Raw genomic sequence first — 13517 nt, 5'->3', positions numbered from 1 at the left:
GGCGGCGCCCCCCCCCCCCCCCCCCCCCCCCCCCCCCCCCCCCCCCCCCGCCGCCCCGCCCGCCGCCCCCGCCCCCCGCCCGCCCCCCCCCCGGCCCCCCCCCCCCCCCCCCCCCCCCCCCCCCCCCCCCCCCCACAGGTGCGGTGTCTTCGGGTGTTGGTGGGTCAGTTTGCATTGCAAAGCCCTACTGGTGCCGCATCAGGCATGGTTCGCCCTGGTGATGGGGCTCGTGGCGGGTAGTCGGCCCCGGCTGGTCGGCGCTTCGCCGGTGAGGTCAGTCGGGTGAGCCTTCGCTCCGATCGCTCTCGAACTCACGGGCGGAGGTGAGTCCCTTGATGAAGGAGTGGAAGTCCGGCGCGAGAGCCAGTTCCGAGTTGTCGTCCGCATCGAACCATGCAACGGAGGGTTCCTCGTCACGGCCGCACGTCCGGTAGTCGAGCCCGATCCAGTAGTGCCCGTCACCCGAGACCGGCACCACTGCCGTGGGCAGGCCCCATTCTTCGACCAGGTACGGGCTGTCGAGCATGGACAGCGTCTGCTCACGGTGACCGATGCCCATCAGGCTGTCGAAGGGGACGTGGTCGGCACTCCATGAGGTCGTCCGGCTTGTGGGGAAGGCATTCCGGCTGTCGCTGACCTGGCCACCGTTCTGATTGCGGAGCAGGTCCAACAGTGAGTCGGGGAGTGTGACGTTCAACAGCCGCTCGGCCTCCCCGACCGCCCGGTCGGGCAGGGGCGGCTGCACTCCGTAGTCGCTACTGGTGTCCCAGAAGGGGGACTGAAGATCCTCAAAGCGTGCCATGGCCGGCATCGTAGGAGACGGGCTCGACGGTTCACCGTCCGGCCCCGGCCGGGCGAGCGCGACGCTCACAAGACCTTCAACGACCCGGACTACGCGTCCAAGAAGGCCCGCGTTGAGCACCCGTATGGCGGCTTACCCGGAGCGGCCGTTCGACCGTCCGACCGGGACGAGCACGATCATCGCCGGAACCCGTCGACGCGCAGGTGCACGGAGCACGGGCGCCGCTCGGCCAGCAGTTGGGCGACGGTGACATCGCCCGCGCGGCCTTGTCCTCAACGGCGTCTGGAAGTGACCACCGCTGAGAAACCACAGTGACAGGGGCGGCCCGCGCAGCTCCGGCTCTCACCGGCGCAAGCGAGGATTGGTCATCCGGGATGATTGCTCCAGGTCGAAACTATCGGTTCGGCCTGCTTGGTCGGGGCGAGAGGATGAGCCCGTCGCGCTTGGGCGGACTGGGTCCTGGCCGTCTGTCGCGGGTCTCAAATCGCCTTTCGCGCGGGGCCGTCGAGGGTTAGTGTTCGGGCGGCGAGTGACCCCCACAAGGAGCTGAGACATGCCCGGTCGTACGGGCGCGCGTTGACGTCGTAGGCCGTGATCGGCCAGTCATCGCGTGCTGCCCTGGATGCGCGGCACGGCGAGCCATCCCCCGTCCGAACCGTCGGCGCACCTGTCGTGCGCCGCGTGGCGGGGCCCGTCTTCGGCAACCCAAGGGGCCTCTGTGCCGTCCGCTTCCTCCGCTGTATCCGATTTCGGCCGGACCGATCCGCCAAGCCTGTGGCGGGACGGCGACTTCCGCAGGCTCTGGGTGGGCCAGACGGCCTCCCAACTCGGCGAGCACGGGAGCCTGGTGGTCCTGCCGCTGATCGCCGTGCTGACGCTCGGCGCCGAAGCCGACCAGCTGGGCGCCCTGCGCGCGGCGGGGCAGGCGCCGATCCTGCTGCTCTCGCTCTTCGTCGGCGCGTGGGTGGACAGGTGGCGGACCCGCACGGTCATGGTGCTGGCGGACGTCGGCCGGGCCGTGGCGCTGGGCGCGGCAGCGGTGGCCGGCCTCCTCGGCTGGCTCGGCCTGCCGGCACTGCTCCTGGCAGCCTTCGCCGTCGGGGCCCTGTCCGTGTTCTTCGATGTGGCCTACCAGGCGTCTCTCGTACGGCTGGTGAAACGCGACCAGCTGGTGCAGGGCAACAGCGCCCTCGAGGGCAGCCGGTCAGCGGCCCAGATCGGCGGCCCCGCCCTCGGCGGCGCGTTGGTGTCCCTGCTGTCGGCGCCGGTCGCCGCCGCCTCCAGCGCGCTGTTCTTCGCGCTGTCCTTCCTGTCGATCCGCCGGATCCGTCGCCGCGAAACGATCCCGGAGCGCTCGGAACGTCCCCCGCGGGTCTGGCGACGGATCCATGAGGGCCTCCGATTTGTCGTCGGTCATACCTTGCTGCGGACCGTGGGCCTCGCCTCGGCCGCCTTCCAGTTCTCCTTCGCGGCCATGATGACCGTCTATCTGCTTTTCCTGCCGCGGGAACTGCATCTGTCGGGCACCGCCGTCGGGCTGGCGCTCGCGGCTACGGGGCCGGGTGCGCTCCTGGGCTCGCTGCTCGCTGCCCGTCTCCCCAACCGGTTCGGTTACGGCGTGGTGCTCGTGTCCGCGGCGGCCCTCGGCGACGGCGTACTGCTCTGCGTTCCCGTGCTCCACGGCCCCTCCGCGGTGACGATCTCCGCGCTCGTGGCCGTCAACTTCGTGTTCGGGGCCTTCGGTCAGTTGGTGAACGTCACGGTCATGGCCGTCCGGCAGGCCGTCACCCCGGACGGTATGCAAGGCCGCGTGGCCGCGACGATCACATTTGTCGGCATGGGCCTGACCCCGTTCGGCTCGCTGCTCGGAGGCCTTCTCGCGGGGGAGTGGGGGTTGCGTACCAGCTTCCTGGTGACGGCCGGCGGCATGATGCTGTCCCCGGTGCTGATGGCTCTGTCCCCGCTCGCACGCCTGGGGCGGGCGCTTCCCGATATCGGCCACGCAGGTCCTGCTGTTCTGAACTGCCCCGTCAATGACGGCTGAGCACCTCAGAGGTCCAGCGCTGCCGCGAGCCGCCGCCACTCCTCCCGGGGCAGACCGGCCCGGCCCTCAACCGTGGACAGAACTTGTACGGCGACGTGGTCGGCGCCTGCGTCGAGGAAGGCGTCGATCCGCTCGCGTACCCGTTTCTCGTCGCCCCAGCCGAACAGCGCGTCGACCAGTCGGTCGCTGCCACCGTTGGCCAGGTCGTCCTCGGCGAAGCCGAGCCGGAGCCAGCTGTTGGTGTAGTTGGGGAGCTCCAGGTAGAAGGCCAGCAGACCACGGGCGGCAGCCCGCGCGCGGTCCGGGTCGGCTTCCAGGATCACGGTGAACTCGGGGGCCAGCAAGGGCCCCTCACCGAGCGTCTCTCGTGCCTGCGCCGTGTGCTCGGGGGTGACCAGGTAGGGGTGGGCGCCTGCGGCGCGGTCGCGGGAGAGCTCCAGCATTCTCGGGCCGAGCGCGGCCAGCACCCGGCGGCCGGCCGGGACCCCTGCGGCGTCCAGCGCGTCGAGATAGCCGGTCATGGCCGCGTACGGGCGCTTGTACTGTTCGGCGAGCTTTGCGTGGCTGACGCCCAGCCCAAGCAGGAAGCGGCCGGGGTGGGCGGCATCGAGGGCGGCCCACTGTTCGGCGGTGTCCTGCGGTTCGTGCTGCCAGATGCTGAGGATGCCCGTTGCAACGGTGATCGACCGGGTTGCTGCGATCAGCGGGGCCGCGTGCTCCACGCCGCTGCTCCCGCCGAGCCAGAGAGCGCCGTAGCCGAGCTGCTCCAATTCCGCCGCAGTCTCGGCGCGTTCGGCTGCGCCGGAGGGATCCGGGTCGCGCAGCCCGGCGTTCCACAGGCCGTACCGGCCGATTGCCTGCACCTGCGTGCTGTTGCCGCTGAACCCCATGGGTTCATCTCCCGCCATAAGGTCGACCGAAGCGTGACGCCCGTCGACTGAACTGAAGTTTGACGTCCGTCGTACCAAACCACGCGAAGTGATCTCCGTATTCCGCCGGGCGGCGGCGTGTCCCTTCCCGTGCGGTCATGGATGCGGCCACGTGAAGTTCCGTCGCATGGCCCTCAATGTCGAGGGGACGGTGCAGCCGGCGGTCGGAGACCGGGCCTCGACAGAACTCTCCTTCACACCGGCTCTTGGTGAGGCGTGCGGGTACTGCGCCTCCGGCGCCGACTGACGGCGGCGACTTCGCGCTGTGCGGCAACAGCGTCCGTGCCACCGTCTTCCGCGCTGCCGGCTCCTGATGCCGTCGCCTGGGATCACGCACAGCGTGATGTGAGCTTTCGGCAGCGTTCAGCAGGCCCTACCCAGTGGGATTCCGGGCCTTGACGACCAGTGCTGCAGTACCTGTGTCGGGCCGGCTGCTGCGCGACCGCGGCTTGGACGTGGTGGCGTCGGTGGGCGACGCCCGAGCCGCTGCTCACCATCGTGGGGTGGCGGACGAGTCGTGACGGGGCGCGGCTCATCGCCGGTTACGCCTGCGACGCTGCCGTCTTGGCGAACTCACAGGTGATCTGTGGCAATGGTGGGATGCATCCTGCAGTCCTATCGGTCGGTGTGGGGAGGCTGGTAGGCCAGCTGGACCTGCAGCGGCTTGATACGCCGGCCGGTGAGCATCGCGCGGCCGGGTGGCTGGCGAGACGGAGTCACCGAACCGATGAGTGCCCCCTCGGACTTGTCGCCCGAGAGCGTGAGCCCGTGCGCGCCCTGCTCCCGCAGGTACTGCATGACCGGTTCATACATCGATCGCCCCGCCCCCGCCGAATTGCGGCACAGCACAATGCGCAGTCCGATGTCCCGCGCGAACGGCAGGTAGTCCAGGAGCGGGTGGAGGGGGTTGCTCGAGCTGGTCGCAACGAGGTCGTAGTCGTCCACCAGGAGGAAGACGTCGGGCCCCGTATACCAGCTCCGGTGGCGCAGCTGCTCCGCAGTGACATCCGGCGGGGGCATTCGCTTCTCCAGGAGGTCGACCAGGCCTTCGATGTGGGACTGAAGGTCCAGGCCGTTGCGGACGTACTTCGTCACGTACTCCGAGGGCAGCTCGCCCATCAGCGAACGCCGGTAGTCGACAACGACCAGTTGCGCCTCCTGAGGCGTGTACCGCTTACTGATCCGCTGGGCGAGCAGCCGCAGCAGCGATGTCTTTCCGGACTCGTTCTCCCCGAAGACGACCAGATAGGGGTCGGTATCGAAGTCGACGCCGAAGGTAAGCAGGTTCTTCTCGTCGACGCCCAGAGCAAGTTCCCCCTTTGAGTTGCCGAAATCCGGCGGGAGCGTGTCCGCGGGCACCCGCGTGGGCAGGACACGCACGGGCGGGGCGCCGGCCCCCGCCCACTGTGACCGGATGGCCTCGACGAGATCCGCTGTGGCCTCTGTCAGTCCGGTGGTGGTGCTCGGACCGCCGCCGACCCGCGGCACGGCGGCCAAGAAATGGAACTTGTCCTGGGTCAGACCACGGCCCGGGGCGCCGACCGGGACATCCGCGGCCGCCCTTCGTGCGAACTGCGAGTCCATCGGGTCGGTGAGACGCAGCTCCACCTGGGTGCCGAAGTAGTCGCGCAGAGCTGGGCGAACGTCGGCGTAGCGGTTGGCTGCGAGCAGCAGGTGCACGCCGTAACCGAGGCCGCGTGCCCCGAGCTCGGCTACGGCCTCTTCCAACTGCTCGTACTCGTAATCGTGCTTGAAGCTCGACCAGCCGTCGATGACCAGGAAGACGTCGCCCCACTGTTGGTCCGGCCACTTTCCGGCCGAGCGCCCCCTCCGGTACGCGGCCATGGAGTCGATCCCGTGGATCTGGAAGAACTCCTCCCGGGAGGCGAGCACGCCGGCGACCTCTGCGACTGTACGTCGTACGTACTCCGGGTCGAGTCGCGAGCTCACACCTCCCACATGCGGCAGGTTCTGCAGTTGCTGCATGCTCCCACCACCGAAGTCCAGGCAGTAGCACTGGACTTCGGACGGCGTGTGGGTGAGGGCGAGCGCGCAGACGACGGTACGAAGCAGCGTCGACTTGCCCGTCTGGGGCGCGCCGACGACCAGGCCGTGCCCGGCCGCACCCGAGAAATCGAGGTACATCAGGTCGCGGCGCTGCTGGTCGGGACGGTCCACGAGCCCGGTCGGCACCCGGAGCCCGCCGAGCCCGTCGTACGCCGGAGGGTGCAGTCCGCGCTCCGGCGTGGCCGCCAGTTCCGGCAGCAACTCGTCGAGGGTGGCCGGCACGTCCAGCGGAGGCAGCCAGACCTGGTGCGCGGCTGGCCCCTGGCCCGTGATTCGTCCGACCAGCACGTCCAGCACACTGTCGGCGAGGATGTCGTCGTCCGCGGTGGACGGAGCTTCTCCCGGCGCATAGGGGGCCGAGACGTACGCGGCCCGGAAGCGGGTCATCTCGTCGGTGTCGTACTTGAGATAGCCGGAGCCCGGGACCGGCGGCAGGTGATAGGCATCCGGGACGCCGATGGCCCTCCGGGACTCGCTGGCGGAGAAGGTCCGCAGGCCGATCCGGTACGAGAGGTAGGTGTCCAGGCCGCGCAGCTTGCCCTCCTCCAGGCGCTGTGAGGCCAGCAGCAGGTGCACGCCGAGCGAACGGCCGATACGGCCGATCTGGACCAGGATCTCGATGAAATCCGGCCGGGCGGTGAGGAGTTCGGAGAACTCGTCGATCACGATGAGAAGCGAGGGGAGGGGGGCGATCGGGGCGCCCGCCGTACGCGCCTTCTCGTACTGGGTGACGTTGGGGTAATTGCCCCCCATCCGCAGTAGTTCCTGGCGGCGGAGGAGCTCGCCGCCGATCGCGTCTCTCATGCGGTCCAGGAGGGTCAGTTCGTCGGCGAGATTGGTGATGACTGCCGAGACGTGCGGCAGTTCCGACATGCCGGCGAAGGTGGCACCGCCCTTGAAGTCGGCCAGGACGAAATTGAGTGTCTCCGACGAGTGCGTGACGGCGAGGCCGAGGACCAGCGTGCGCAGCAGTTCCGACTTGCCGGAGCCGGTGGCGCCGATACACAGGCCGTGTGGCCCCATCCCGCCATGAGCGGCCTCCTTGAGGTCGAGCACAATGGGTCGGCCGTCCTCGTCGGCCCCGATCGGCACCCGCAGCCGCTCCTGCGATGGGCGCTGCCGCCAGGTGCGGGCCACGTCGAACTGCTCGGCGTCGCCGATGGCGAGCAGTTTCGTGAACGGAATGTCGGTGCGGGGCGGGGGCGTCGTGTCAGGCTGCACGCCGAGCCACCGTTCCCGCATCCGCTGGGTAGTCTCGGCCAGAGCCCGCCGGGCCTCCACGGAACTGTTGACCTCCTCCAGGTGGGGCACGGCCGCGCGGAAGCGCCGACGGCGCGACAAGGCCCAGCCGACCCCGAGCCTCGCGGAGAGAGCCGCGTCGATCTGGGACTCCGACGGGTCCTCCAGGGCGAGTTCGACACGGGTCCCGAGCAGGCCGAGCAGACTCGTGCCGAAGTCGCTCCACCGCCGGGCGGAGACGAGGAGGTGAACTCCATAGTTCAGACCGGTGTTGGCAAGCCGGTGGACCTCTTTGGCGAACTCGGGTATCTCCCAGTCGAAGTCGAGCCAGCCGTCGATCACGAGGAAGACGTCGCTGCCGTGGTCGTGCGGCAGCCGTCCCGCCGCCCGCAACTCGCGGAACTCCTCGATGGAGTCGATGTCCAGGTCCCGGAACAGAGCCCGTCGGGCGGCGACGGCGTCCTTCAACGCTGTGAGGACCTCTGCGACGGCCTCGTGCTCGTGTGCGGCAGCGACCTTCTTCACATGCGGCATCGCCCGCAGTACCCCGAGCCGGTTGACGGCTCCCTCCAGGAGATAGAACTCCGCCTCATGTGGTGTGTGGCTCAGCGCCAGCGACATCGCGAGCACACGCAGCAGCGTCGTCTTGCCACTGCCCAGCTTGCCGACGACTGCTGCGTTTCCGTCCCGGCTGGAGAGGTCCAGGCACATGAGCTCGCCACCGGAGCCCGCCGCAGTCCGGCCGATCGGCACCAGGAGCCGGGACGCGCCCTCCCACGAGTCGCAGATGAAGCCCCGGTCCGGGGTGTCGACCGGGGGCGGGAGCAGTGTCCCCAGTACCAGCTCGTCCGACTGTGTCCCCTGCAAGGTCAAGCCGGTGGACGGATCGGTGCGGACCGCGTACGCGAGGGCGACATGCCCCTCGCACTGGCCGGACTTGGTGGGCGTCTGTTCCGGGCCGCTCTGGTTGATGACGGCGTCGTGCACATACGTGTACAGCTCATCCGGTGTGATGACACCGTCGCGGTCCAGATCGGCCAGTCCGGTGCTGAGCCCCTCGTTGACCGCGGCGGTGAAGCGTGACACAGGCCGGGCGTCCTTCTGGGTGAACTGACCGCCCTCGTAGGCGTACTCGAGCGCGGTGGACGCGGTGATCACGAAGGTACCGCGGCCGACCAGGGCCGCCTCCACGTCGACCGGTGCGGGAGACATGGGGGTGCCCCGGTGGAACAGCCCGCTGTAGCAGCAGTCGAGGAGCACGATCTTGGTGCGGGCCTCACACGCGTCCAGGAGCTGGTGGATGAGGTCCGCACGGACGGCGGTGGTGTGTGGACGGCTCAGGTCCGTGCCGATGGTCGCGAAGAACAGCAGATCGGCATCGTTTCTGACGCCGTGACAGGCAAAATAGAGCAGGACCAGGTCGTCGGGTGCGCGATTGCTGAGCAGCGCCTCGATTTCCCCCTCGATCTCCTCCTTGGGCCGGTTGGTGAGCGTACGCACGAAGTCGAAGCGGCCCACCGCCTCGTCCCTCAGCAGGGCTTCCAGCTCGCCGGCGCCGCGCGCCGGTGCCCGGAGCTGGCTGAGGCCTGGGTCGACGTATCCGTCAGTCGCGACCAGCAGCGCGATCCGGCGTCCCGCCATCACTGCCTCCCGGCTCCCCGCTGCCGCCGTCCGTTCCGACCTCTGCGGCGATCCGCGCGGCCACGACCTCGACCAACTTGTTCTGGTCCTTCGCGGACAGCGCCTGGAATGTGCCCTTGTTGCCGTCGAACTCCCATTCCACGGAACGGCCCTTCGAGCGCTGGATGTAGGCCACCAGCACATTGCTCATGGCCTTCAGCGCCGCCGCTGAGAAGGCACCGCTGACGACGAGGGCGCCGATCTCGTACCCCGCGGAGGCCATCGAGCCGGCCGGTGCAGGGGCCTCCTTGCGCTCCACGTGGAACAGGGCAAGCGTTCGCAAGTCCCGGTACAGGCTCCGCACTTGGCGCTCCACCTGCTCATCGGACGCCGAGGGCCCGGCATCTACTCGGAGCACCAGCTCGTACACCCGCGCCTCCCCGGCAACGCAGTTCACCGTCGACGGTTGATCGTATAGCGCGTCAGGCGCGTCGTGTGAGTCAATCGCTGTCGCGACTGATTCCCGATGTCGTTGGCGTCGTGGTGAAGAACATGAACACCCAGCGGTTCCGACCACGATCCGATCCGCCATGGCGGGGGTCGGGCCGCGGTGGGGGAGCGCCCGTCAGGCGGGCCGCAACTCGAACCAGTCGAAGGCCGCACTGCCGTGCGTGGCGTACATGCCGATGACGCGGCCGGTGAAGCCCCCGGCGACCTCGGTGGTGAGATAACGGCCGTCGAGTTCGGCGAGGACCTCGAAGTCGCCGCCGGGCGTCTCGTACCCCAGACGGAGGGTGTCGGGGCCGCCGACGCGGAGGCCGGGCGGGACAGCGTCCTCCGGGTCCGTGCCGCGGAACGTGACGGTGGGTGGCAGGACATCTGTGGTGGTGACGTCGATCCGCAGGGTCACGGGACCGGCCGGCACGGTGTGTTCGGTGATGGTGTGGCGCAGCGGGCCGATCCTGGCGACCGCGCGGACCGTGCCGTTGACGGTCTCCACCTGGTAGTGGTGTGCCTCGTCCAGCCGTACCGCGAGCCCGCCCCTGCCGCCTTCGGCGACTTCGACCAGCGAGCGCGCGCTGCAGTCGGGGTCGCGCTGGCGCCGTCCCACGAAGAGTGCGCCGGGCTTGTCGAGGCCGTCCGCGCGGGCGTGCAGCACCAGGTGGCCCGGCCGCTCGTCGAGGCGAGCGGCGGTCGGGTCGTGCCGTCTGAGCGACACCCAGCAGGGTGCGAGCGTGGTGGAGTCGAAGTCGTCCCGGTGCGGTTCGTCCGGCCAGGGATGCGGTGGCAGCGCCGGAGCCGGCGCGCGCAAGTCCAGTGGTCCGGGCAGCGGCCACTCGTCCTCCCACCGCACCGGTACCAGGAACGTCTCCCTGCCCAGACCGTGATACATGGGTGTGTCACCGCGGGGCCTGGTGCCCAGCAGCACCATCCACCATGTGCCGTCGTGCGCCTGCACCAGATCGCCGTGGCCGGTGTTCTGCACCGGGTGGTTGGTACTGCGGTGGGACAGCACGGGATTGGCCGGGTGCGGTTCGAACGGCCCTGGCAGTGTGCGGGCCCGGGCCACCGACAGGGCGTGCCCGCGTTCCGTGCCGCCTTCCGACAGCAGCAGGTACCACCAGTCGCCGACGCGGTACAGGTGCGGGCCCTCGGGATACTGCAGCCCGCTTCCCGACCACATTGCCACTGGCTCGCCCAGCAGTTCGCCTGTCTTCGGCTCGATCCGCACCCCGCGGATGCCGTCCGACGAGAACACGCACCAGCAATTTCCTTCGTCGTCCCAGGCGAGGTCGGGGTCGATGCCCGGTACGTCGACCGGCACCGGGTCCGACCACGGCCCCGCGGGGTCTTCCGCAGTCACCAGGACGTTGCCCGCCCCGGCGACCACGGTCGTGATCAGCCAGAACCGGCCGTCGTGGTGTCGCAGCGTGGGCGCGTACACCCCTGTGGAGGACGGCGCCGTGTCGGGCAGCTCCAGCTGCGAGGGCCGGTCCAGGGCGTGCCCGATCAACCGCCAGTGCACCAGGTCACGGCTGTGCCACAGCGGTACGCCGGGTACGTACTCGAAGCTGGACGTCGCCACGTAGTAGTCGTCACCGGCCCGGCAGACGCTCGGGTCCGGACTGAAGCCGGGTATCACGGGATTGTCGAAGAACGCCATGTCCGTCCCTGAGGTGTGTGGTCGTGGGAGCCGGTCCGCGGGCGGCCCGGCGGGTGCCTTGCAGGGCAGGTCGGCAGGCACGGAGGAGGAACTCACAGCGGGAAAACCCCCTACGCGTCCGGTGGTCGGCGACGGCTGGTGCCGACCGGGCGTGGCAGAGCCGAAGTGGGCTGCCCGTCCAGGATTGTTGAAGCGCTTCGAAACTGGCATATGGGCCAGCGAGATGTCAACGGCCCATCAGGTCCTCATGAATTTGCCCTACTCAAGACCTGAATGTCTCGCCGGATCCCTTGCCGATGCGGTATCCCATCGCTGGCTTCGCCGCAACCTCGAAGCGCTTCGATGACGAGGTCGCCCGCCGGTCGATGCCGACGCCTACTTCGGAAGCTGCTGCGGGGCTCGCGCGGTGGACAATGGGCTTGGACCGTGGAGGCCCCCGGCAGGCGCCAGGGGTGCGGCCCCCCTGATCTCCCCTACATAGCGGTCCCGAGGATCTCTCGGATGACGTGCCGGGCGTTCGCCGAAATGACCGGATTGGTCGTCCGGTAGTACGGAAGCTGGATGACCGCCATGGACAGCGCCCAGCCCCGGCTGCGGGCCCAGGTCGCATCGTCCACATCCGCCGCCTCGCGGTACACCCGCCGCGCCGAGGCCGGCAGCAGGTTCCAGATCGGGATGAGGTCGGTGGCCGGTTCACCCATGCCCACGGTGCCGAAGTCGATGATTGCCGAGACATGGTCGCCGGCGAGCAGCAGATTGCTCGGCATGAGATCGGAGTGCGTCCAGCAGGCCCGGCCCGTCCACAGCGGTGCCGCGAGCGCCTCCTCCCAGGCCGCTGCGATCGCGTCGGCGTCGAAGGGTTCGTCGGTGCGGCGCAGCGCCTCGATCGCCGCCCGCATCTCCTGGTCCTCGGCCATCAGAGGCTCGCCCCGGTGCGCGGGCGGTCCGCCGGGGAGATCGATCTTGCGGATGGCGACGGCGAACTCCGCGAGGTCACGGGCCACGAGTTCGGGCTCGGCCAGATCCCCCTCGACCGGGTTGCGGCCTTCGATCCACCGGTGCACTGCCCAGACCAAGGGGTACCCCTCACCCGGGGCGCCGGTCGCCACCACTTCCGGGATCGGCAGTGGCAGCAGCGGCGCCAGCCGGGGGAGGAGCCGTGCCTCCATCGTGATGGCCTCGGCACCGCCGGCGCGCAGCGGCAGCCGGACGGTCAGGTCCTCGCCGAGCCGGTAGATCGCGTTGACCGTGCCTCCGGAGACGAGTCGGGTGATCGGCAGGTCCGCCCACTGGGGGAACTGAGCGCGCAGCAGCCGCCGGACCAGCTCGGCGTCGGTCTCCGCTTCGTCCGCGTGCATCTTGCCCATGTTCCCCCGGATCTCTCAGTTCCTGCCGTGATCGTCGCATGGTCGGACCATGCCCCGGAGTCCGTATCCGCCGGCCGCGTTGCCGGATCAGGGTCAGTGGTGGAAGCCGGTCCTCGTCGTCGAGGAAGAAGAACCGCTCCAGCTCCGGCCGCGTCGGCCCCCCAACCGTCCGCACAGCAACCGCCTGCTCAGCAACCGCCTGCTCAGCAGTGGGAGATTCCACCTGCACGCGGCGCACGGTTCCCGCTGAAGCAGCTTCATTTGTCGCGAAACAGGCGGACTTCAAGGCGCTGCACTGCCGAAGCTACGGAGAAGTGACAAGCAGCTCTCTGTGGTGCGTGCGCCCACGCGCCCGATCGGTCAGTGGTCCAGGCGCCGCTTGCCGAGCCGGCCGACGACGGCAGGGTCGCGGTGGTCGAAGAACAGCGAGCCGCCGGTGTCCAGGGTGGTGATGGACGCCATCTCCTCGTCGGTGAGTGCGAAGTCGAAGACGTCGATGTTCTCCGCCATGCGCTCGGTGCGCACCGACTTGGGGATCGCGACGACGCCGCGCTGGACCAACCAGCGAAGCGCGACCTGAGCCACGGACTTTCCGTGCTTCTCGGCGATCTCGCTCAGGACCGGGTGGGTGAACAGATTGTTGCGGCCCTCGGCGAACCCGCCCCACGACTGGATCTGGACCCCGTGCTCGCGCATGAGCTCCTGGTCGGCGGTGCGCTGGAAAAACGGGTGGGTCTCGATCTGGTTGATCGCGGGCGTGACGTCGTTGTTGACGATGAGGTCGACGAGCCGGTCGGGGTAGAAGTTGGCGACACCGATCGCCTTGATGCGGCCCTCGCGGTAGAGGTCCTGCATGGCGCGCCACTGGCCGTACACGTCGCCGTAGGGCTGGTGCATCAGGTACAGGTCGAGGTAGTCGAGGCCGAGCTTGTTCAGCGACGTCTCGAAGGCGCGCTCGGTGTTCCCCTGCGCAGGCGCGTCCTGGATCCACAACTTCGTGGTGACGAACAGCTCTTCGCGTGGGACGCCGCTTTTCTTGACCGCGCGGCCGACGGCCTCCTCGTTCTGGTACGCGGCGGCGGTGTCGAGCAGCCGGTAGCCGGCCGCGAGAGCGTCGGTGACGGCCTGCTCGGTCTCCTCCGGGGGGATCTGAAATACGCCGAAGCCCAGGATCGGCATGTCGATGCCGTTGTTCAGGGTGACGGTCTGCATCGGATTTTCCATTTCGCGGGCGATGGGGGGTGGGGGCCGGCCAGTGGTCGGCCAGAGGCCGGCACCGCGTGGG

9 protein-coding genes are annotated in these 13517 nt (G+C 69.3%); 2 read left to right on the top strand and 7 right to left on the bottom strand.

The genetic code is table 11. The annotated features are described in order from the left end of the window. Window positions 1-274 precede the first annotated feature (274 nt). Window positions 275-802, bottom strand: coding sequence for an SMI1/KNR4 family protein (locus tag ACIA8E_RS34545; protein WP_399304199.1), 528 nt, complete (start codon window positions 800-802; stop codon window positions 275-277). A gap of 718 nt (window positions 803-1520) precedes the next feature. Here ACIA8E_RS34545 and ACIA8E_RS34540 point away from each other — a divergent pair. Next, on the top strand, window positions 1521-2846 hold the full coding sequence (locus ACIA8E_RS34540) for an MFS transporter (protein ID WP_399304197.1): 1326 nt from the start codon (window positions 1521-1523) through the stop codon (window positions 2844-2846). A gap of 5 nt (window positions 2847-2851) precedes the next feature. On the opposite strand, the gene ACIA8E_RS34535 is transcribed toward ACIA8E_RS34540, so the two are convergent. Further along, complete coding sequence (locus ACIA8E_RS34535) at window positions 2852-3754, bottom strand: LLM class F420-dependent oxidoreductase (RefSeq protein ID WP_399304195.1); 903 nt, start codon at window positions 3752-3754, stop codon at window positions 2852-2854. A gap of 133 nt (window positions 3755-3887) precedes the next feature. On the opposite strand from ACIA8E_RS34535, the gene ACIA8E_RS34530 reads away from it, so the two are divergent. Then, a complete protein-coding gene (locus ACIA8E_RS34530; protein WP_399304193.1) occupies window positions 3888-4022 on the top strand; it encodes a hypothetical protein in 135 nt (44 codons plus the stop codon). Between the two features lie 368 nt (window positions 4023-4390). Here the strand turns inward: ACIA8E_RS34530 and eccCb are convergent, their stop codons facing one another. The 5 genes from eccCb to ACIA8E_RS34505 form a co-directional block, all read right to left on the bottom strand. Further along, on the bottom strand, window positions 4391-8722 hold the full coding sequence (gene eccCb / locus ACIA8E_RS34525; RefSeq protein WP_399304191.1) for a type VII secretion protein EccCb: 4332 nt from the start codon (window positions 8720-8722) through the stop codon (window positions 4391-4393). Continuing rightward, window positions 8685-9131 (bottom strand): hypothetical protein, encoded by a 447-nt coding sequence (locus ACIA8E_RS34520; RefSeq protein WP_399304189.1) that lies wholly within the window; start codon window positions 9129-9131, stop codon window positions 8685-8687. Before ACIA8E_RS34520 ends, eccCb begins: the two co-directional genes overlap by 38 nt. A 195-nt stretch (window positions 9132-9326) precedes the next feature. After that, window positions 9327-10865 (bottom strand): glycoside hydrolase family 43 protein, encoded by a 1539-nt coding sequence (locus ACIA8E_RS34515; protein WP_399304187.1) that lies wholly within the window; start codon window positions 10863-10865, stop codon window positions 9327-9329. 473 nt (window positions 10866-11338) lie between these two features. Then, window positions 11339-12223, bottom strand: a complete 885-nt coding sequence (locus ACIA8E_RS34510) for an aminoglycoside phosphotransferase family protein (RefSeq protein WP_399304185.1) — start codon at window positions 12221-12223, stop codon at window positions 11339-11341. Window positions 12224-12592: 369 nt separating this feature from the next. Next, the gene (locus ACIA8E_RS34505; RefSeq protein WP_399304183.1) at window positions 12593-13444 is read right to left on the bottom strand and encodes an aldo/keto reductase; all 852 of its coding nucleotides are present in this window, start codon (window positions 13442-13444) and stop codon (window positions 12593-12595) included. Window positions 13445-13517: the final 73 nt, after the last annotated feature.

The sequence above is a fragment of the Streptomyces sp. NPDC051664 genome, assembly GCF_044453545.1.
GTDB lineage: Bacteria > Actinomycetota > Actinomycetes > Streptomycetales > Streptomycetaceae > Streptomyces.
The sequence above is the reverse complement of the archived record's forward strand: the minus strand, read 5'-3'. Positions and strand labels throughout refer to the sequence as shown.

Excerpts from the sequence above, each read along its gene's own strand:
- ACIA8E_RS34545 (WP_399304199.1), bottom strand. The coding sequence starts at position 802 with ATGGCACGCTTTGAGGATCTTCAGTCCCCCTTCTGGGACACCAGTAGC.
- ACIA8E_RS34535 (WP_399304195.1), bottom strand. The coding sequence starts at position 3,754 with ATGGCGGGAGATGAACCCATGGGGTTCAGCGGCAACAGCACGCAGGTG.
- eccCb (WP_399304191.1), bottom strand. The coding sequence starts at position 8,722 with ATGGCGGGACGCCGGATCGCGCTGCTGGTCGCGACTGACGGATACGTC.
- ACIA8E_RS34515 (WP_399304187.1), bottom strand. The coding sequence starts at position 10,865 with ATGGCGTTCTTCGACAATCCCGTGATACCCGGCTTCAGTCCGGACCCG.
- ACIA8E_RS34510 (WP_399304185.1), bottom strand. The coding sequence starts at position 12,223 with ATGCACGCGGACGAAGCGGAGACCGACGCCGAGCTGGTCCGGCGGCTG.
- ACIA8E_RS34505 (WP_399304183.1), bottom strand. The coding sequence starts at position 13,444 with ATGCAGACCGTCACCCTGAACAACGGCATCGACATGCCGATCCTGGGC.